The sequence below is a fragment of the Chryseobacterium sp. AC417 genome (genome assembly GCF_979258215.1).
Genome location: NZ_OZ409845.1, coordinates 514,451 through 535,715, shown reverse-complemented (window position 1 = coordinate 535,715; position 21,265 = coordinate 514,451). Strand labels below are relative to the sequence as shown.

The 21,265-nt window shown below is 34.9% G+C and carries 19 protein-coding genes and 1 pseudogene; 6 read left to right on the top strand and 14 right to left on the bottom strand.

Annotated features, from left to right (window positions below):
- Positions 1-105: 105 nt before the first annotated feature.
- The 6 genes from ACZZ9T_RS02575 to ACZZ9T_RS02550 all read right to left on the bottom strand — a co-directional run bounded on the left by ACZZ9T_RS02575 (position 106) and on the right by ACZZ9T_RS02550 (position 6,697).
- Entirely contained in the window at positions 106-2,208 is a 2,103-nt protein-coding gene (locus tag ACZZ9T_RS02575; protein ID WP_463440793.1) for an Ig-like domain-containing protein, read from the bottom strand.
- 228 nt (positions 2,209-2,436) lie between these two features.
- On the bottom strand, positions 2,437-2,952 hold the full coding sequence (locus ACZZ9T_RS02570) for an NUDIX hydrolase (RefSeq protein WP_463440792.1): 516 nt from the start codon (positions 2,950-2,952) through the stop codon (positions 2,437-2,439).
- Complete coding sequence (gene xerD, locus ACZZ9T_RS02565) at positions 2,949-3,866, bottom strand: site-specific tyrosine recombinase XerD (RefSeq protein ID WP_463429843.1); 918 nt, start codon at positions 3,864-3,866, stop codon at positions 2,949-2,951. Before xerD ends, ACZZ9T_RS02570 begins: the two co-directional genes overlap by 4 nt.
- A gap of 16 nt (positions 3,867-3,882) precedes the next feature.
- Positions 3,883-4,314 (bottom strand): deoxycytidylate deaminase, encoded by a 432-nt coding sequence (locus ACZZ9T_RS02560; RefSeq protein WP_463429842.1) that lies wholly within the window; start codon positions 4,312-4,314, stop codon positions 3,883-3,885.
- Between the two features lie 27 nt (positions 4,315-4,341).
- Complete coding sequence (locus ACZZ9T_RS02555; RefSeq protein WP_463440791.1) at positions 4,342-5,109, bottom strand: enoyl-CoA hydratase-related protein; 768 nt, start codon at positions 5,107-5,109, stop codon at positions 4,342-4,344.
- A gap of 100 nt (positions 5,110-5,209) precedes the next feature.
- Positions 5,210-6,697 carry a catalase gene (locus ACZZ9T_RS02550; protein WP_463440790.1) on the bottom strand — a complete coding sequence of 496 codons (1,488 nt, stop codon included), beginning with the start codon at positions 6,695-6,697 and terminating at the stop codon, positions 5,210-5,212.
- A 128-nt stretch (positions 6,698-6,825) separates the two neighbouring features.
- On the opposite strand from ACZZ9T_RS02550, the gene ACZZ9T_RS02545 reads away from it, so the two are divergent.
- From ACZZ9T_RS02545 to ACZZ9T_RS02525, 5 genes are all read left to right on the top strand, one after another.
- Positions 6,826-7,776 carry a LysR substrate-binding domain-containing protein gene (locus tag ACZZ9T_RS02545; protein WP_463429839.1) on the top strand — a complete coding sequence of 317 codons (951 nt, stop codon included), beginning with the start codon at positions 6,826-6,828 and terminating at the stop codon, positions 7,774-7,776.
- Between the two features lie 229 nt (positions 7,777-8,005).
- Complete coding sequence (gene metK / locus ACZZ9T_RS02540; RefSeq protein ID WP_463440789.1) at positions 8,006-9,286, top strand: methionine adenosyltransferase; 1,281 nt, start codon at positions 8,006-8,008, stop codon at positions 9,284-9,286.
- An 81-nt stretch (positions 9,287-9,367) separates the two neighbouring features.
- The gene (locus ACZZ9T_RS02535) at positions 9,368-9,859 is read left to right on the top strand and encodes a hypothetical protein (protein WP_463440788.1); all 492 of its coding nucleotides are present in this window, start codon (positions 9,368-9,370) and stop codon (positions 9,857-9,859) included.
- A gap of 185 nt (positions 9,860-10,044) precedes the next feature.
- Positions 10,045-10,632 carry an RNA polymerase sigma factor gene (locus tag ACZZ9T_RS02530; RefSeq protein ID WP_463440787.1) on the top strand — a complete coding sequence of 196 codons (588 nt, stop codon included), beginning with the start codon at positions 10,045-10,047 and terminating at the stop codon, positions 10,630-10,632.
- A gap of 198 nt (positions 10,633-10,830) precedes the next feature.
- Positions 10,831-11,526 (top strand): YjjG family noncanonical pyrimidine nucleotidase, encoded by a 696-nt coding sequence (locus ACZZ9T_RS02525; RefSeq protein WP_463440786.1) that lies wholly within the window; start codon positions 10,831-10,833, stop codon positions 11,524-11,526.
- A 55-nt stretch (positions 11,527-11,581) separates the two neighbouring features.
- Here ACZZ9T_RS02525 and trpS read toward each other — a convergent pair whose 3' ends face one another.
- The 7 genes and pseudogenes from trpS to ileS form a co-directional block, all read right to left on the bottom strand.
- Complete coding sequence (gene trpS / locus ACZZ9T_RS02520; RefSeq protein ID WP_463440785.1) at positions 11,582-12,550, bottom strand: tryptophan--tRNA ligase; 969 nt, start codon at positions 12,548-12,550, stop codon at positions 11,582-11,584.
- A gap of 264 nt (positions 12,551-12,814) precedes the next feature.
- Positions 12,815-13,456, bottom strand: coding sequence for a SanA/YdcF family protein (locus ACZZ9T_RS02515; RefSeq protein WP_463429833.1), 642 nt, complete (start codon positions 13,454-13,456; stop codon positions 12,815-12,817).
- A gap of 3 nt (positions 13,457-13,459) precedes the next feature.
- Positions 13,460-14,098 (bottom strand): lipoprotein signal peptidase, encoded by a 639-nt coding sequence (locus ACZZ9T_RS02510; protein WP_463440784.1) that lies wholly within the window; start codon positions 14,096-14,098, stop codon positions 13,460-13,462.
- Positions 14,098-14,295 carry a DUF2683 family protein gene (locus tag ACZZ9T_RS02505; RefSeq protein ID WP_463440783.1) on the bottom strand — a complete coding sequence of 66 codons (198 nt, stop codon included), beginning with the start codon at positions 14,293-14,295 and terminating at the stop codon, positions 14,098-14,100. Before ACZZ9T_RS02505 ends, ACZZ9T_RS02510 begins: the two co-directional genes overlap by 1 nt.
- Positions 14,296-14,314: 19 nt before the next feature.
- The gene (locus tag ACZZ9T_RS02500) at positions 14,315-14,560 is read right to left on the bottom strand and encodes a DUF6576 domain-containing protein (protein ID WP_463440782.1); all 246 of its coding nucleotides are present in this window, start codon (positions 14,558-14,560) and stop codon (positions 14,315-14,317) included.
- A gap of 86 nt (positions 14,561-14,646) precedes the next feature.
- Positions 14,647-15,027, bottom strand: coding sequence for a TraR/DksA family transcriptional regulator (locus ACZZ9T_RS02495; RefSeq protein ID WP_463429829.1), 381 nt, complete (start codon positions 15,025-15,027; stop codon positions 14,647-14,649).
- A 59-nt stretch (positions 15,028-15,086) separates the two neighbouring features.
- Positions 15,087-18,473 (bottom strand): annotated as a pseudogene (gene ileS, locus ACZZ9T_RS02490) (isoleucine--tRNA ligase).
- A 196-nt stretch (positions 18,474-18,669) separates the two neighbouring features.
- Between ileS and flxY the strand changes: the two are divergent.
- Positions 18,670-19,962 carry a flexirubin biosynthesis putative acyl-CoA ligase FlxY gene (gene flxY, locus ACZZ9T_RS02485; protein ID WP_463440781.1) on the top strand — a complete coding sequence of 431 codons (1,293 nt, stop codon included), beginning with the start codon at positions 18,670-18,672 and terminating at the stop codon, positions 19,960-19,962.
- 35 nt (positions 19,963-19,997) lie between these two features.
- Here the strand turns inward: flxY and ACZZ9T_RS02480 are convergent, their stop codons facing one another.
- Positions 19,998-21,242 (bottom strand): NAD(P)/FAD-dependent oxidoreductase, encoded by a 1,245-nt coding sequence (locus ACZZ9T_RS02480; RefSeq protein ID WP_463440780.1) that lies wholly within the window; start codon positions 21,240-21,242, stop codon positions 19,998-20,000.
- Positions 21,243-21,265 lie beyond the last annotated feature (23 nt).

The window sequence follows — 21,265 nt, the reverse complement described above, 5'->3', positions numbered from 1 at the left end:
GAGTTATTGGTAATGAGTTATCTGACTGATGATTTAATTAATATAATAAGAGTCGGCTCCGAATGAAATTCGGAGCCGACTCTTATTGTCTGAATAGTTAGCGTATTATTTCTTAATTATTTTAACGGTTTGTCTCGAACCATCTTTCATATCAAGTTGTAAAATATACATTGCCTGTGAAAGATCATTTAATCTTAAAACAGATTCTGGTTTCAGATTATTCCTTACCAATTTTCCTGTTACATCAGTTATTTGTATTGATTTTACCAACTCTGCTCTGTCGATATTGATAATGTCTGAGAAAGGATTAGGATATACTTTTACACTATTTTTTTTATCTGTTTCTAAGGTTGACAGACAAGCTGAGTCTACCGTTGCTGTAACCGTTGTTCTTGCAGATTCACATTTGGTAGATACTTTCCAATCATAAAAATAGTAATATAAATCATTTCTCGGGGTGTTTGTTGGAGGTGCAGTTAATGTGCTATTGTTGATACTCACTAAATTTTGGAGAACGAATGGGTAGCCAAAATTGCCTCCTGGTGCATTTGCTGAAGGATCAAATAGCAATCCGCTAATTCCTGTATAACTTCCTGGGCGTAATTTATAATTGGTGCCCGGAGCAATAAGAAAATTAAGATCTATTACCTGAGCGACTGGCGCAGAAGTAGGAGCTCCGGTTACATTTACTGTTTTAGAATGAATTACAGCTCCAGATCCATCTACCACATCGATAGTTAAAGTTCCAGATGCACCACTTGCGCTTACAGGATAAACGGTTACAGTTTCTAAAGTAAAGAAACTAAGAGCGTCAAAAACCAACCCGAAGTTTGTTGTTCCTGCACCGCTAGAAGGATTTGCTGTATAGGTTGTTTTCCCGACCGAAAGACCGGTAGTTCCTGTATATGTGCTTACATAGTAATTTGTTGTAGCTGATAAAGCCGGTGTTGTATAGGTAGATCCGGTTGTTAATAAATTTCCACCGGTTTGCGCGTCATACCAACTGATAGTAGTACCTGCATTTGCAGTTGCCGAAAGAGTTGCTGACTGATTTTGGCAAACAGTTGCTCCTGTTGACGTTAAAATTGATGGTGGTTGACATAAAGTTGAAAACATGACAGTTTGAGATGTCCATATACTAACGTTACCTGCACCGCAATTTGCTCTTACCCAAACATAATAAGACGTTAAAGACGGTAAACCTGATAATGTTGTTGATGTACCTTGAAACCCAATTATATTTGGTGTAGTAGCACTTGTAGGTGGTGTACCGGATGTACTGTAATAAATATCGTAACCTCCTGAAGGCAAAGAAGGAGAGGCTGTCCAAGATAAATTTACAGAATTAATAGTAGGGTTAGAAGTAGAAACATTTAATGGAGCATAACATGTTGGTGGTGTCCATGAATAAGTAAGTCCGGAAGTAGGCATTCCCGGGATTGCACTGGTAGTGTTAAAAGCCTGTGCACTGCTGTTAGCAATTCCTGCTGTAGAATTAAAGTATTCAGTTGTTGTAGCATTCAATCTGTTATTAAAATCTACGTTAGAACTACCTCTTAAACCCACTTGAGTAGTTGCGCTTACTGCAGTACTTCCTACAAGATAACTTCCGGAATCATACACCGCTTTTACAATGTTGGATGTTTCAGATAGTCGAATTTGAAATGAAAAAGAATAAATTGAAGTAACAGCAGTTGCAGAATTGGTTCTGAAATTTTTCCATTCTATTACTACTTCTCTGTTGGGTGCTGTACCTATAGTTTCCCAAACTACACTTCCTGTTCTCGAATTCACATCAAAATAGCTGCTTAAATCTCTTCCCCAGGCAGAAACCGCCCCATCATATAAAGCTGTCCCCGAAATAGGTGTGGTGTTAGTCGCAGTAGGAGCTACAGAACCAAATGTAATATAGCCATTCGTAGAAACATTAATAGAAGTATATGCCAATCCATTAAAATTAAAGCTAAAAGGTAAAGTAACAGGATATACTTCACTGTTGAGATTAGTCGCCGAAGCATTTCCGGTAGCTGTTCCCAAAACAGTTCCAAATACTGGGGTATATGTTCCGGACGATTGTGCAAAAGTATAAGCACTTACCTGAGCTTTTACTTTTGAGATGCCGAAAAAGATTGCAATAACTATAAGCAAAGATTTGAAAAAAGAATCAATTTTGCTCATGCTGTAAGGTAACTTGTAGAGTTTAATCATAAAAAATTATTTTAGTTCTATAAAGATAAAGAATTTAAAAATAACATGAAAACACCTGAAACAGCATTTAAAAAAAAGCAAAAGGCCTCTAAGAATAAAGAATATTTATAAAATCTGAATAATAATTAATAATTCTTTGCTTTTACGAAATCTCATAAAAATCCCACACATTTCTAAATCCCACCAAGTTCTTGGCCGTTTAAAAAAATGTATGGGAAATATTTAAGTTTAAAACTTCTTTAAGTATTCTTTAAAAAATATTTTTTGCGAATCAAATGCAATATCATCAAGGTTGATTTCTTTTACCGGAATCCACTGAGCCTCTGAAATTTCGGATAATTCTAAATTAACTTCAAACTTTTCTGAAAGCTTATACTCGTAAAATAGATCAAGGGTATTATAATCAATCTCTTTATACTGATAGACGTTGGGTAGACTTGTCAGATACTGAAGATTATCAATGTCGATTTCCCATTGAAGCTCTTCAAAAAGTTCTCTTTTGCAAGTGTTTTCTGCGCTTTCTCTAGGGTCAACAAAACCTCCTGCCAAATCTAATTTCCCTTTTTTAGGTTCCTGATTTCTTCTCGTAAGATAGATCTCATCTTCACAGCGTATTACCACTGCTACTGCACCTGCAACGTTATTGTATAGTGTGAAATTGCAATTGGGACAGCTCCATTTTTTTTCTCCGTCCCAATTCAATGATTCTTTGCCACAGTTAGGACAAAATTTCAATATTTTCATTCAGTAATTTTAGCCTTATTTCTAGGATGATACGTGAGTATTACGTCTCGAAGTTCCTCGGTTTGCAAATGTGTATATACAGCGGTTGTTGTAATACTCGAGTGTCCAAGCATTTCCTGTATATATCTAAGATCTACACCATTTTGCAAAAGATGTGTGGCAAAAGAGTGTCTGAAAGTGTGCGGGGATATTTTTTTACTAATCCCAGCTTTATCAGTAAGCTCTTTGATGATGATAAATACGATCACTCGTGACATTGAAGTTCCTCTGCTGTTTAAAAACAGCGTGTCTTCGTATTTTTTATTGATTTTATTTTGAGAACGTACCTCCTGAATATATTCTTTCAATAATTTTGCGGTGTAATTAGCTAATGGAACAAAACGTGTTTTGTTACCTTTTCCAACTACTTTGATATAATTTTCTTTGAAATTCAGGTTCGAAATCTTCAGGTCAATCAGCTCAGAAACACGAATCCCACAACCATATAAAACCTCTATAATACAGTGGTTCCTTTTGCCAAGATCTGTATGCACTTCAATGGCATCAATAATCTTATTAATGTCGGAGAGACTTAATGTATCAGGAAGATACAGACCTAGCTTTGGACCTTCAAGTAATGAAGAAGGATTGTCTTGTCTTATCTCATCTTCAAGAAGGAATTTGAAGAATGCTTTGATAGAGGATATCCATCTTGCCTGTGATCTTTCGCTAAATTTTTGTTTAGAAAGAGTAAATATGTACTCTTGAAGATTTTCGTAAGAAATCACATCAGGACCTAGATTTTCTAAATCTTCTTCTGCGTAATCTTTTAATTTTTTAATGTCTCGTACATAAGCATCGAGCGTGTTTTCTGAAAAGTTTCTTTCAAATCTTAGAAAAATTTCGAAATCTTTAATTTTTTCATCCCAAGTCATTGTGTTGTGTTTTTATTTAAATTGTTAATTCATTTTCTGAAACCTGTATTATTTCGATCCCATGGCTTTGTAAAAATGATATTCCTTCGTTATCAGAGTAAGCATTAATATAAACGAGTTTTTCAATTCCTGCCTGTAGAATCAGCTTGCTGCAATCTTTACATGGTGAGAGCGTTAAGTATAAAGTTGCTCCTCTTGCAGATTGTGCCGAACCGGCTAGTTTTAAAATCGCATTTGCTTCAGCGTGAAGTACGTACCAGTGGGTTTTACCAGTTTCGTCTTCACAGCAGTTTTCTGATCCGGAAGGGGTACCATTGTAACCATCCGAAATAATCATCCTGTGTTTTACAACAAGAGCTCCTACCTGTTTCCTTTTGCAGTAAGAGAGTTTTGCCCATTCCAGAGCCATTTTTAGATAAGCTTTATCAAACTTATTATACTTCTGCATCGCTTTTTTCGAAATAATCTGTAATTATTAGAAGTTAGGCTTTCTTTTTTCAATAAAAGCTGAAACTCCTTCTTTTTTGTCATCAAGTTCAAAAAGTTCACCGAAATTTTTGATTTCAGTTTCAAAACCTTTATCCGTATCAGACAGATTGGTGGCATGTATTGCTTTAGAAATTGCCATTGGAGAATTGTTTGAAATAATCTTTGCTAATTCTTTCGTCTTTATTAATAATTCTTCAATAGGGTAAACTTCATTTACCAGACCAATTTCTTTGGCTTTTTGTGCAGGAATCATTTTCGCCGAGAAAATCATCTCATTCGCTCTGCCTTTTCCTACTAATTTTGGAAGTCTCTGTGTACCTCCGTATCCGGGAATTAATCCTAATGTTACTTCGGGTAAGCCCAATTTAGCGTTTTCGGATGCATATCTTATATGGCAGCACATTGCCAGTTCTAAACCTCCGCCTAATGCAAACCCGTTTACTGCGGCAATAACTGGTTTTGATAAATTTTCGATTTTATTAAAAAGAAAATTCTGTCCGTTTCTTGCAAGTTCTTCAGCCTGATCTGTGTTAAAATCACTGAATTCCTTAATGTCTGCTCCTGCTACAAAAGACTTCTCTCCACTTCCTGTCAATATAATTACTCTAACTTCATGATCAGAAACTAACTCATCTAACGCAGAACTGATTTCTTTTATTGTATTGGCATTCAATGCATTTAAGCTTTCAGGTCTGTTGATTGTGATGATGGCAGTTTTGCCTTCTTTATCTATAATTATATTTTCATAATTCATTAGCAGTCTATAATATTTAATAATGTGCAAATTAAAAATTATTTTGCAAAAAAATGGGAAAAAAGTATTTTTTTTTCCCATTTAAGTTTATTTTTCAAGTTTATTTTGAATGATTCATCATATTAGAATCAAGATTGATGTTTAATCCTGCCGCTACTTTCATACCAAGTTCAATATTTGCACGGAAAAAATGACAAAGTTGACGATTGATAATTTCATCTCTTTTAGGTCCGTCAATACCACTCATATGATCAATGATATTCTTAATCAATCGATCTCTGTCTTCCTGATTCATTGCTTTTGTATATAACAGACCTGGTTGTGTATAGTGATCATCATCATTTTCATTTCTGTTGAAATTAGCAACATGAGTACTGTCTAGCTCATATTCGAAATTTTTGTAAGATGAATCTGGCTGTATATCATCAAAACTGTTCGGATGGTAATTTGGCTTGTCCTGATATTCACTGGAATCTGCCATAAAACCGTCTCTCTGATAATTATGCACAGCAAACGGACATCTGTTTACCTCAAGCTGATGTGCATTGACGCCAACTCTGTAACGGTGTGCATCCGGATAAGAGAATAATCTTCCCTGAAGCATCTTGTCTGGAGAAAAGCTAATGCCGTTGATCAGGTTACTTGGTGAAAATATAGATTGCTCTACATGAGCGAAAAAATTATTTGGAATCTCATTCAATTCCATTTCTCCGACTTCAATTAAAGGAAAATCTCCCTGAAACCAGACTTTTGTAATATCAAAAGGATTCCATCTGAATTCTCTTGCCTCATCTTCGGTCATTACCTGGATGTACATTGTCCATTTCGGGAAATCACCATTGTCAATTGCATTACAAAGGTCTTCCTGAGCAAAATCAGGATTTTCTCCTGCCATTTTTGTAGCTTCTTCATTGGTGAAGTTTTTAATGCCCTGCTTTGTTTTAAAATGAAATTTCACCCACGTTCTTTGGTTGCTTTCATTGATCATAGAAAAGGTATGAGAACCAAAACCATGCATGTGTCTGTAACCATAAGGTGTTCCTCTTTCAGACATTAAGATTAGAACCTGGTGAAGAGATTCCGGATTTAAACTCCAAAAATCCCACATCATCGTGGCACTTTTCAGGTTTGTTTTCGGAACTCTTTTTTGGGTATGAATAAAATCGGGAAATTTTTTAGCATCTTTTATAAAAAATACCGGTGTATTGTTTCCTACCAAATCCCAGTTTCCGTCTTCTGTGTAAAATTTTAAAGCAAATCCTCTTGGATCTCTTGCTGTATCAGCACTGCCTTTTTCGCCACCCACCGTAGAAAATCGAGCAAACATTTTACATGAATTTCCTACCTGAGAAAAAAGTTTTGCTTTTGTATATTGTGAAATATCATGAGTGACAGTGAATTTACCGTAAGCACCACTTCCTTTTGCGTGAACGATTCTTTCCGGAATTCTTTCTCTTACGAAATGAGCCAAATTCTCCTGCAAGATAAAGTCCTGAAGCAATACCGGACCGCGTGCTCCAACTGTCTGGGAATCCTGATGTTCGAAATAAGGAGCTCCACTTCCTGTTGTTAATTTTTTAGAATCCATATAATAATTTGATTAATTTTCATGAGATTTTAATAGCTGTAATTAGCTTAATAATTATCAAATTTAGTAGAAATTTTGATTGGTTATATCAAAAACGTCATATCTTTGTAATAGATAATATTAATCAGATGAACATTCAGCAATTGGAATATCTTATCGCTGTCGATAAGTATAAACATTTTGGTAAAGCTGCTCAGGCTTGTTTTATAACTCAGCCTACACTAAGCGCAATGATACAGAAGTTTGAAGATGAGCTGGATGTGAAGGTTTTTGACAGAACGACCCATCCAATTCGTACTACTGACGTCGGATTACAGATTATTGATCAGGCTAAAGTCATTATTGAGGGGGTAAATGAGCTTAGAAATAAAGCAAATTTATTAAACAATATTTTAGGCGGAACGATCAACCTAGGAATTATCCCAACAGTTTCATCATTTATTCTACCCACTGAGATTTTTCATTTCCTGGAAGAAAATCCTAAAATCTTGATGAATGTAAAAGAAATGACCACGGATAATATTATCAAAGCTTTAAAAGCCGGAGAATTAGACGCAGGAATTATTTCTACACCTTATGATAATGCCAACGAATTTTATCAGGACTTTCTTTTTAATGAAGAGTTGATGATCTACAGTTCAGATACTGAGGCAAATAAGAAAAATACTTTTATCGTTCCCGATGAACTGAATGTAGAAAAAGTATGGCTTTTAGAAGAAGGAAACTGTCTGAGAAATCAATTTGAAAATATCTGTCATTTAAAAGAAAACAGATTGAAACCTAAAAATCTTGAGTTTTTAGCTTCAAATATTCAGACCTTAGTTCACATGGTTGACAAAGTTGGCGGAATCAGTATTTTACCAGAATTAGCTTTGAATCAGCTTTCTGAAGAACAGAAAAGTAAAGTTTTCAGATTTAAAAAACCTTTTCCTTACAGAGAAATCAGTATTATTTATTACAAGCCGACTTTCAAGCAGAAAATTATTGATGAATTGGGATCTTTCATCAAAAGCTCGCTTGATACAAAGTTGAATTTTAATAAAAATCCTAAAGATTATGTGAGCATCAAACCTCAGTAATTTTAATTATTGATATAAATCATTAATTTCAAGAAAATTATAAATACCATATAAAAGTTTTGAGTATTAAGAAAATAGTACTTAAATTTGCTGACGTTTATAACGAGGAAAAATTTGACCTGATTGCAACCTCTCTAAAAAAATGCTAAAACAGTATATTCTTTTTAGCTTTTCTGGGCAATTATTCTTTTTTTTCTTCTTTTTTTAATTTAAAAAAATACAAGATCATATGTCTTATTTATTTACATCTGAATCAGTTTCAGAAGGGCATCCAGATAAAATTGCCGACCAGATTTCCGATGCATTAATTGATCATTTTTTAGCATACGATAAAACTTCAAAAGTAGCTTGCGAAACCTTGGTTACTACAGGTCAGGTTGTTCTGGCAGGTGAAGTAAAATCGGGAGCTTATCTTGATGTACAGACCATTGCAAGAGAAGTAATCAACGGAATTGGTTACACAAAAGGTGAATATATGTTCAACGGTGATTCTTGCGGAGTAATTTCTGCGATTCATGAACAGTCTCCGGATATCAATCAGGGTGTCGACAGAGCTGTAAGTGACGAATCTTTCGAAGCTAAAGCAAATGCTCAGGGAGCAGGTGACCAGGGAATGATGTTTGGTTACGCAACCAACGAAACGGCTAATTATATGCCTCTTGCTCTGGATTTGGCACATACTATTCTAAAAGAGCTTTCTGCCATCAGAAGAGAAAATTCTGAAATCACTTATCTTCGTCCAGATGCGAAAAGCCAGGTAACAATTGAATATTCTGACGATCACAAACCAGTAAGAATAGATTCTATTGTAGTCTCTACTCAGCATGATGATTTTGCAGCGGAAGAAGAAATGCTTAATAAAATCAGAGAAGATATCAAAAATATTTTGATTCCTAGAGTTGTGGCTTTGCAGACTGAAGAAATAAAAGCCTTGTTCAACGATCAGATCAAATATCACATCAATCCGACAGGGAAATTCGTAATTGGAGGTCCTCACGGAGATACAGGTCTTACAGGAAGAAAAATCATCGTAGATACTTACGGTGGAAAAGGTGCTCACGGTGGTGGTGCTTTTTCTGGAAAAGATCCTTCAAAAGTAGACAGAAGTGCTGCTTATGCTACAAGACACATCGCTAAAAACTTAGTGGCGGCAGGTGTTGCTGATGAGGTTTTGGTTCAGGTTTCTTATGCAATTGGTGTAGCTGAACCATGTGGTTTATACATCAATACTTACGGAACATCAAAAGTAGGTTTGAATGACGGTGAAATCGCTAAAAAAGTCTCTACAATTTTTGATTTAAGACCTTACGCTATTGAGCAGAATCTTAAACTGAGAAATCCTATTTATCAGGAAACAGCTTCGTATGGCCACATGGGAAGAGAGCATTTTGTAGCCGATAAAACATTCAATAAAGGTCATAAAAATGAATTAACTTTAACAGGTTTAGAATTCTTTACCTGGGAAAAATTAGACAAAGTAGAAGAAATTAAATCCGCTTTTGGAATTTAATCTATTCTTTTAAATATTTAAACTGCTTTATCTTTATCAGATAAGGCAGTTTTTTTAAATTTACGTTTTAAATAAAATAAGATGAAGAACTTCAAGTGGTTTTTGGCAATCGGGTGTATGGGTTTTCTGAGTACTTTTGCGACAGCACAGGTGACCATTCACAAAATGATCAATGTAGGATATGTTTACCAAAATCAAAGCTTTGGGGAAGTGGGAGGAAAGTTGCTTTTTCTGAAAACTGATGATGTGATTTACAGATTGGGAGCCTCTGCATTAATGGGTTCTGCAAACTCCGAATTTGTCATTATGCCGAAAGTGAATGCAGACGTTTTGTTAAATTTTGAAAAAAATGTTGATTTTAAACATTCCTATTATTTTTTAGCGGGTGTTGAAGGAACAAACAAATATGTTGCTCCTAAGATTGGTGTTTCATTATTCGGTCTTTTAGATCTGACTGGCGGTTATGCTTTTTCCATTGCAGACAGCAGACTTAAAGGAAAAGAGTTAAAAGGATTAAATATTAATTTCACACTCAATATCCCAACAACGTTCTTACATGACATGTTTAAGTAGAAAATTTGTAGAATTCTTTAAAAAATTTAATAATTACTTAACAGTTATTAATTTTTTATTTATATTTACAACATAATTTAATGCTTATTGATAAGACTTTACTCTAATAGAATTTGTAGCGTACAAAAAACCCGACAGAATGTTGGGAGATTGTTTGTCTACAGTTAAATACTGAGAAAAAAGTCATGAAATCAACAGATAGCCTATTAATATCTCTGTACCAAAAAGGAGATGAAGAAGCATTATCAACCCTTATACACCGTCATCAAAAAGACCTCTTTTCGTTTATTCTCTATAAAATTAACGATGAAGATCTGGCAAATGATGTTTTCCAGGATACTTTTATCAAAATCATCATTATGCTGAAAGAAGGACGTTACAATGAAGAAGGGAAATTTATTCTTTGGGCAAAAAGAATTGCACAAAATTTAATCATCGATCATTTCAGAGCAAAATCTAAAAACATAAAAGTTTCTGAGACCACTTTTGATAATGATGAGTTTTCAATATTTGATTTGATAAGAGAGCCTTCAGAAAATATTGAAGATCAATTGGTAAGTATGCAGATTCAGGAAGATTTGCTTAAAATGCTGCAGTTTTTACCGCCGAATCAACAAGAGGTGATAAAACTCAGGTTTTTTGACGGGCTGAGTTTTAAGGAAATCGCTGAGCATACAGATATGAGCATTAATACGACTTTGGGACGTGTTCGCTATGCTTTAATCAACTTAAGAAAAATCATGGAAGAAAATAACATTGTACTGACTAGATAATAATTCACAATGTTTCACGTTTTAAAGAAAAAGCAATTTTTGCCTATGAAAAATAACGATTCTTTAAAATTGAAAAGTTTGAAACCCAAAAAACAAACCATTGATTTTTTGCTTAGTTTCTCGAAAAGTCTAGATGTGGTAAAGATTAAAAAAAATCATTATCATCTTTCAAAAAATTAATCATTAATTTTGTGCTGTATGAAAATTCAGCACATTTTTTTTGACTTAGACAATACACTTTGGGATCACCGAAGAAACGCATATCTCACCATTAAAACTCTTTTCGAAAAAGAAGAAATCACTTTAAAATATAATATAGATTTTGGAGAATTTCATTCTGTTTATCATGTGATTAACGAGAGACTTTGGGAACAGATAAGAGATGGCGAAATCGACAAAGAATATCTGAGGAAACATCGGTTTTATGATACTTTCAAACATTTTGGAATTGATGATTTGGATTTATCAATGTATTTTGAAGAACATTTTTTAGATAAAATTCTGAATTTTAATCATCTGGTGGAAAGTGCAGATTATATTTTAGGGTATTTAAGATCTAAAAATTATACGATGCATATTATTTCAAACGGTTTTCAGGAAGTAACAGAAAGAAAATGTATTTTATCCGGAATTGATCATTATTTCAATACGATTACCAGCGCAGATTCTATAGGCGTGAGAAAACCCAATCCTGCTATTTTTGAATATTCTTTAGGTCTTTCTAAAGCTACAAAAGAAGAAAGTATCCTGATTGGTGACGACTGGATTGCAGATGTGGTAGGCGCACAAAATTTCGGAATGGATGTTATTTTCTTTGATGTTTTAAATGATAATCCGCAACAGGAAGATTTAAAAGTCATTAAACATCTTTTACAGATAAAGGATTATTTATAAAAAGTTTCGGCGGCATCAAAGATGCCGCCGAAACTATACTTTTCAAAAATTAAAATTATATTCCTAAACTTTCTCTCACTCTTTGAATTGTTTGGGTAGCAATTACTCTCGTTTTTACTGCGCCTTCCTGAAGTTTCGTTTCCAGCTCATCAAGATTATTCATATAATATGAAAATAATTCTCTTTCTTTTTCAAATCTCGTGAGAATTAAATCTAAAAGTTCTTTTTTAGCATGACCATAACCAAAGTTACCGGCTACATATTTTGCTCTCAATTCTTCCGTTTGTTCAGGAGTGGCAATCAGTTCATAGATTGCGAAAGTTTTATCTGTTGAAGGATCTTTAGGTTCTTCCAAAGATTTAGAATCACTTTCAATACTCATTACCTGCTTTTTTAATTCTTTTTCGGGTAAAAAAATATTGATGATATTTCCTCTCGATTTAGACATTTTATGACCGTCAACTCCCGGAACGTATTTAGTGTCTTCCTGTAATTCAGCTTGTGGTAAAACCAAAACTTCACCCATCTGATTATTGAATCTTGAAGCTACATCACGGGCAATTTCCAAATGTTGAAGTTGATCTTTTCCTACAGGAACAATTTCTGCATCGTACAGTAAAATATCTGCAGCCATTAAAATTGGGTAAGTAAATAATCCGGCATTCACATCTTGCAGACGATCTGCTTTATCTTTAAAAGAATGCGCTAAAGTCAGTCTCTGATAAGGAAAAAAACAGGATAAATGCCAAGATAGTTCACAGGTTTCTGGGATGTCACTCTGTCTGTAAAAAAATGTTTTTTCAGTATCCAGTCCGCAGGCAAGCCAAGCTGCAGCAATTTCATACGTGTTGTTTTTTAATTCTTTTGCATCTTTAATCTGTGTAAGCGAATGTAGATTCGCAATGAATAAAAATGATTCGTTTCCTGCTTGTTTTGATAGTTCAATTGCAGGAATAATAGCACCTAATAAATTTCCAAGATGCGGGGTTCCGGTGGCTTGTATGCCGGTAAGAATTCTTGACATTGTTTAAAATTGTTTATAAAAAATTATTGAATTGCAAATTTAAGTAAATCTCCAGCAGATTTCACAGATTTGCACTGATGATTGCGGAAATTTTTTATCAATAGGAGCGGACTTTAGTCCGTTTTAATAATATGAAATCAATGGCTTTAGCCGAAACATAAAATTTTATCATGTAGATTACATTGATTCAGCATATTCAATTTTTAAGAAATAAATTAGTGAAAATGAATTTTTTAAAGTAAAAATCTGTGAAATCTGTGGGAACTAAGGGATCAAAATCTTTTCCCCACCATATTTCGGTTCGACACCAAAAATAAAATCCCAAAAAACTTTTGCTCTCGCCAGTTTTTCTCTTGCGTTGGTTTTCAAACCTGCATATTTATTAACGTCTTCTGCGTTATATCCATAAGCTTCAATCCCATTTTTCCTTGCAAGATACACCGCACGTTCGTTATGAAAACGTTGAGAAATAATGATATAAGAATTCTGACCGAAAATTTCTTTTGCACGAACTACAGAATCCAATGTTCTAAAACCGGCAAAATCCTCAAAAATTCTTTCTGTGGGAACTCCGGCTTTGATGAGCTCGTTTTTCATTTCTTCTGGCTCGTTATAATCTTTTTGAGAATTGTCGCCACTTACGATGATATTCTGAACTTTTCCGGATTTATATAAATCTGCTGCCGCTATTATTCTATTAAAAAAATAAGCATTCGGATTTCCATTTGATAGTGTTTTGCTGGTTCCTAAAAGAAGCCCGGTTTTCTCAGTTGGAAGCTTAGACACGTCTGATGTGACAAAATCTTCCGACTCAGCATCAATTTTAAAGTTTGCCCAGAAAATAAAAAGGGCTGATATTCCGAAGAATATCAGTCCGATAATAAATATTTTTTTTAAAATTTTCATTGTTTAAAATTCTAATCCATTTGGAAAAGCTTTTTTTCTGAAGATCAGTAAAAATGCAGCTCCTAAAGTTATTGCAGAATCGGCAACATTAAAAATGTATTTGAAGAATTCAATATGTTTCCCTCCAATTAATGGCCAACTTTCCGGAACGTACCAATCTACCAAAGGAAAATGAAACATATCTACTACGCAACCTTTCATAAAATGAGAATAACCATCACCGAAAGATGTTATTTTAGAAATTCCGCCATAATCAATCCATCTGCCAATGCTTTCATCATAGACGGTTCCGCTGTCGAAAATTAACCCGTAAAACATTCCGTCGATAATATTGCCTATGGCTCCCGCAAAAATAATAGACATTGGAATGATAAGATAATTTGACGCTCCTTGAGCCAACCATTTTTTAAATAGATAAATCATTCCTCCAATTAAAAAAAGTCTGAGAATTACGAGCAAATATTTTCCTATTAACCCACCAAAATGAAGCCCATAAGCCATCCCGGGATTTTCTACAAAAGTCAGTTTGAAAAAAGGAAATACGGAGACACTTTCGCCTAAACTGAAGTGTGTCTTTACATAAATTTTAGAAGCCTGATCTATTAGTAAAATAAGAAAAGTGATCAATACTATTTTCTTCATTACAAATTAGGCTTTGGTTTATCTTTAAAATTTTTTACTGTCTTTTCCTTCTTCACGACAGGAGTACGAGGTTCAAAAGTCTGAGTTTTCGCTCCTCTTGTATGAAATTTTTCGTATCGGATTCCCATATCTTTCATCACGCTTTTCAGCGCGTTCAGCTCCATTTGGTTCTTTGGGTGTACAATTAATGCTTCCATCTTCTGTTTAATTTAAATTTTATTTTTTAGAAAGTTCATCTAATCTTTTTCTGTCTTTTGCAGACAGGTCTTTGATTCCTTTTTTTCCCATTTTACTGAGAAGCCTGTCGATTTCCTTTTCTCTGTCTCGCTTTTCTGAATTGAATTGTTGATCAATGGTCAGATTTTTAGGCTTGTCCGGATAGAATCTGTTCCTGATTCTATCTTTATTAAAATACCACAAAACTGCCAAAAGGATAATACCTAAAATCAAATATTCGTTCATAGATATAATTAAAAATTAGGTTTATATAATGCTGTAAAACATCATATAAACCCAATTAATTATTTACAAAAATAAGATAAAAAAAATTATCTCTGCATATTTTTAGCTTCAATGCTCAAAGTAGCGTGCGGAACTGCCATTAGCCTTTCCTTAGGAATCAGTTTTCCGGTTACTCTGCAGACACCGTATGTTTTATTTTCAATTCTGATGAGAGCATTTTTTAAGTCTCTTACAAACTTTTCCTGCCTTCCTGCCAAAATAGAGTTCTGCTCTTTGCTCAGCGTTTCTGCACCTTCTTCAAAAGCTTTGAAAGTAGGCGATGTATCATCAGTTCCGTTATTTTGATCGTTGATAAAGCTTTCTCTGATCAATTGCAGATCTTTCTCAGCTTTTTCTATTTTATCTTTGATTAACTTTTTAAATTCTTGTAAATCAGAGTCATTATATCTTACCCTCTCGTCTTGCATGGTCTTTTTCTTTTTTAATAAATTTATAAAATGGATTTTGAAAAAACAATAACTATATATTAAATTTTTTCAACATTTACTTTAAAACTTAGCTCATCAATGTCAATCTCGTTAAAACTTGAAAGTGAAGGTACAATTTCTATTTTATTCGACAAGACTTCAGATGAAATATATTCTTCATTTTGCTTAATTTGTTCCAGAAACGGCATGTTTTCTTCTAAAATGATGCTTATTCTGTCTGTTAAATCAAAATCTTTCTCTTTTCTGAGATTTTGAATCCTGTTGATAAACTCTCTTGCAATACCTTCAGACTTCAATTCATCTGTCATCTTCAAATCTAATGCCACAGTTGTTTTTCCGTCTGACGTTACCGTCCATCCCGGAATATCTTTTGTGGAAATTTCTACATCAGCAACTGTAATTTCATAACCCTGAATACCAATTTTTCCATCTTTTTCTAAAGCTGAAATTTGCTCAACAGTAAGGTTAGTGATTTCATTACCAACAACTTTCATGTCTTTTCCAAGCCTTGAACCTAAAGTTTTAAAGTTGGGTTTGATCTGTTTTACAATTAAGTGGGATGCTTCTTCAGAGTTGATTAATTGCAATTCTTTCACATTCACTTCCTGTTTAATCAATTCTGCAACTGCTAAAATCTGCTCTTCTGTTTTCTTATCCAAAACTGGAATCAAAACCTTCTGCAACGGTTGACGTACTTTTACATTTTCCTTTTTTCTCAATGAGAAAACCATACTTGTAATACTTTGTGCCAAATGCGTTTTTTCAACCAAATCCTGATCAATTAAACTTTCGTCTGCAATCGGGAAGTCTGTCAGATGTATAGATTCAGCATTTTCTTTTCCTGTCACTTTGTTCAAATCCTGATACAACTGATCCATAAAGAAAGGAGCGATGGGCGCAGATAATTTGGCAACGGTTTCCAGACAGGTATATAAAGTCTGGTAAGCGGAGATTTTGTCCTCAGAATAATCTCCCTTCCAGAAACGTCTTCTGCACAATCTTACATACCAATTGCTTAAATTATCATTCACAAAATTGCTGATCGATCTTGCGACTCTGGTCGGTTCGTAATCTTCGTAGAATGCTTTTACTTCTTTGATCAGGAGATTTAATTCAGATAAAATCCAACGGTCGATTTCAGGACGATTTTCGATTTCTTTTTCCGAATAGTTAAATCCGTCAACGTTTGCATATAATGCAAAGAAAGAATACGTATTATAAAGCGTTCCGAAGAATTTTCTTCTCACTTCATCAATTCCTTCGATGTCAAATTTGAGATTTTCCCAAGGATTTGCATTCGAAATCATGTACCAACGTGTTGCGTCAGGACCGTAAATGGCAAGTGTTTCAAACGGATCAACCGCATTTCCTAAACGTTTTGACATTTTCTGACCGTTTTTATCCAAAACAAGTCCGTTACTCATTACATTTTTATAAGCAACCGAATCAAAAACCGCAGTTCCGATGGCGTGAAGTGTGTAGAACCAACCACGAGTTCTGGTCAACACCTTCTGCGATGAAGTCTGCCGGGAAAGCTTTTTGAGTATCAATTAATTCTTTATTTTCAAAAGGATAATGCAACTGTGCGTAAGGCATTGCTCCGGAATCAAACCAAACGTCGATCAGATCGCTCTCACGGTTCATTGCTTTTCCTGATTCTGAAACCAGAACCACTTTATCAACGATATTTTTATGTAAATCAACCAAAGAATAGTTTTCTTCAGAAATATTTCCGATTTCAAAACCTTTGAACGGGTTTTCTTTCATCAATCCTGCTTTGATTGATTTTTCAATCTCATGGTATAATTCTTCTACAGAACCAATGATGATTTCTTCTTTTAAATCTTCTGTTCTCCAGATCGGTAACGGAATTCCCCAGTATCTTGAGCGGGAAAGGTTCCAGTCGTTTACATTTTCCAGCCAATTGGCAAAACGACCTTCTCCCGTAGCTTTTGGCTTCCAGTTGATTTCTTTATTTAAATCTACCAAACGGTCTTTTACCGCGGTCATTTTTACAAACCATGAATCTAACGGATAATATAAAAGCGGCTCATCAGTTCTCCAGCTGTGCGGGTAGCTGTGAACATATTTTTCAACTTTAAAAGCTTTATTTTCTTCTTTTAAACGGATAGCAATTTCTACATCCACAGACTTTTCTGGAGCTGTTCCTGCATCATAATATTCATTTTTCACATATTTACCTGCAAAATCTCCCATCTGCGAAGTAAACTTTCCTTGTAGATCTACCAATGGAACCGGGTTGCCAAATTCATTTAAAACCAACATGGGCGGAACTTCGGGGGTTGCTTCTTTGGCAACTTTCGCATCATCAGCACCAAAAGTAGGCGCTGTGTGCACGATTCCTGTACCGTCTTCTGTGGTCACAAAATCTCCTGAAATTACTCTGAAAGCATTTTCCGGGTTTTGGTAAGGTAACGTGTAGGGTAATAACTGCTCGTATTTAATTCCGACCAAATCAGAACCTTTGAATTCTCCAAGAATTTTGAATGGAATGGTTTTGCTTGCTGAAGTATAATTTGTAAAATCTTCGTCTGTTCCTTCAATGAATTTTTTCGCGAATTGTTTTCCAACCAAAGCTTTAGCCAAAACAATATTGACAGGCTCAAAAGTATACTGGTTAAAAGTTTTTACTAAAACATAATCTATTTTTGGACCGACTGTTAAAGCCGTGTTGGATGGTAAAGTCCAAGGAGTGGTCGTCCATGCTAAGAAATGTACATCTCCAAAACCTTGTAAAAACTCAGGTAATGTTTCCGGAAGCGTTTTGAATTGTGCTACAATCGTTGTGTCGGTCACGTCACGATAAGCTCCCGGCTGGTTTACTTCGTGTGAAGAAAGTCCGGTTCCTGCTTTTGGAGAGTAGGGTTGAATCGTATAACCTTTATACAATAAATCTTTATTGTATAATTGCTTCAACAACCACCAAACGGTCTCCATGTATTTTGATTTGTACGTGATGTACGGATCTTCAAGATCTACCCAGTATCCGATTTTTTCGGTCAGGTGATTCCAGACATCGGTGTAGCGCATTACGGCTTCCCGACAAGCTTTGTTGTAATCTTCTATCGAAATTTTTTTGCCAATATCTTCTTTAGTGATTCCCAGTTCTTTCTCTACACCCAGTTCTACGGGAAGTCCGTGTGTGTCCCAACCCGCTTTACGGAGAACCTGTTTTCCGTTTTGCGTTTGGTAACGACAGAAAATATCCTTCAACGCTCTTGCCATAACGTGGTGAATTCCGGGCATTCCGTTTGCTGAAGGCGGACCTTCGTAAAACACAAACTCAGGATTTCCCTGACGTGTTTCCATACTTTTTGCGAAAGTGTCGTTTGCTTTCAGAACTCCGAAACATTCTCGGCTACGTCTATAAGGTTAAGGTTTTTATATTCTTTAAATTGGCTCATTGTAATTTCTCAATTTCTTTGATTAATCAAGTTGGCAAATTTAGTGATTTTTGTCGGTTTATAATATATGTTTTATTTGGTCATACAGGCCAAAAATTTCAATGAAATAAATTTCTATGTCCAAATTGTTTTATAGTAATAATCATTTGACCTTTTTAATTTTAATTAAATAAATTTGTCTTCTAAATTTAAACTAGTGGAACTCTTCCCAATCATCGAAAAAGCAGCTATTCAGGATATCAAAAAGTTTCAGGAAGAAAAACTTCAGAAGCTTTTACAATATCTTGAAACGCATTCTCCTTTCTATCAGAAGCTATTTGAGGAAAATAATATTCAGATTTCTGAGATTCAGACTTTGGAAGATTTACGTAGAATTCCCACAACGACAAAGAATGATATTCAGCAGAATAATGATGATTTTTTCTGCATTCCAAAGAATCAGATTGTTGATTACAGCACGACTTCCGGAACTTTAGGTGATCCTGTAACTTTCGGTCTGTCTGAAGAAGATTTGGATAGAGTTGCCTACAATGAAGCAATATCTCTATCATGTGCAGGAATTCAGAAAGGTGATGTTGTGCAGATGATAACCACGATTGATAAGAGATTTATGGCTGGTCTTGCCTATTTTTTAGGTTTAAGAAAAATGGGTGCGAGTGTTGTAAGAATGGGTCCCGGAATTCCCGAATTGCAGTGGGATTCGATTTTCAGATATAAGCCTAAATATTTGATTACAGTTCCTTCTTTTTTACTAAAAATGATCGACTACGCCGAAAAACATGGTGTAGATTATAAAAATTCAAGTGTTTACGGAGCCGTTTGTATTGGTGAAAGTATCAAAAATCAGGATTTTACGGATAATATTCTTTCGCAGAAAATTAAAGAGAAATGGAATATACAACTATTTTCAACGTATGCTTCCACGGAGATGAGTACAGCTTTTACCGAATGTGAATTTCAAAACGGCGGTCATCATCATCCGGAATTAATTATAACAGAAATTCTTGATGACGAAGGAAATCCTGTAAAAAATGGAGAAAGCGGTGAACTGACGATTACAACTTTAGGCGTTGAAGCGCTTCCTTTGTTAAGATTTAAAACGGGAGACTTGGTTAAAGCACATTACGAGCCTTGCCAATGCGGAAGAAATACAATGAGATTGGGTCCGGTTGTCGGAAGAAAACAACAGATGATTAAATATAAAGGCACAACATTGTATCCTCCTGCAATGAATGATATTCTGAATGATTTTGATGGAATATTATGTTATCAAATTGTTATTCAATCAAATGAAATTGGTTTAGATGAAATTATCATTAAACTGAGTACAGAAAGAGAGATTGAAAGTTTTGAAGGTGAGGTGCGTGATCATTTCAGGGCAAAATTAAGGGTAAGTCCGAAAATTGAAATAGTCGATTTTGACGTTTTATCTAAAGAAGTTCTCAATCCTAATAGCAGAAAGCCGATTAATTTTTTAGACTTAAGATAAATAAAAAGGTCTGAAAAAATTCTCAGACCCTTTTTTTATGCCTGTTGCTTTTCTGCTTTAATGAAATTGGCTAGGTTTACGATGGCGGTATCGTGTATTCTCACAAAAGTGTTTTTTTTGTCCCAAACGTAACCTGCGAGAACTGCGCAGATTTTTCTTTTGACATCCGGGTTTTCCGGCTGATGAAAAAATAATTCCTGGAGATTTCCGGTATACCATTCTTTCACATACGTTGTAAAAACGTTGACTCCGTAGAGGATATAATCTGAATATTCTTTTTGCCAATCAATCATTTCACCATTCAGCTGTCGGATCGCTAATTTTGCAGCCAACATTCCGGATTCTGTTGCGAATGCCATTCCCGAAGAAAAAACGGGGTCTAGAAACTCAGAAGCATTTCCTGTTAAAGCAAATCCGTCTCCGAATAGTTTTTTTACTGAACACGAATAATCTTTTAAATGTCTTGGTTCAAAAAGAAATTCCACATCCCCGAAACGTTTCACATAATAATCAGAAAGAGAAATTGCTTTTCTCAAAGCTTCAGTTGTATTGCCGTTTTCAGATAATTGATCAATATATTCGGTTGGTCCTACAATTCCCACACTTGTATTTCCATTGGAGAAAGGGATTACCCACAACCAAACTTCCGTTTCAATAATATCAAAAGAAATCAAAGTTCCTTCTTCGCCTTCCTCTCTGTTACTGTCTTCAACATGAGCGAAAATTGCAGAATGAGGAGACAATTTCGATGGTTTTTCTAAATCTAAAAGTCTTGGTAAAACTCTTCCGTAACCGCTTGAGTCGATCACAAATTTCGCATGAATTTCCTTCGTTTTTCCGTCTTTGTTTTTAACGGTAGTAATGGAATCAGAACCATTAAATTCAATACCGATCACTTCAGTTTCAAATTCGAGGTCAACTCCTTGATGAATGACTTCCTGAGCTAAAGTGTTGTCAAAATCGGCTCTCGGAACCTGCCACGTCCAATCCCAGCCTTCTCCGAACTTATTGCTGAAATCAAAAATGCAGACTTCATTTCCACGCATAAAACGTGCTCCCAGTTTCTTTTCGAAGCCCATTTTATCTAAAGCTGGAAACAGCCCGGCTTCATAAAAATGATCCATCACTCTCGGAATGAGGCTTTCGCCGACAACCAATCTTGGAAATTGAGTTTTTTCAACCACTTTCACGTTGATGTTATTCTTCTTTAGATAAGCAGAAGATACGCATCCGGAAGGTCCAGCTCCAATTACTAAAACATCAAAAATTTCTTTGTTCATTTGTTTAATAAAACTTTTATCTT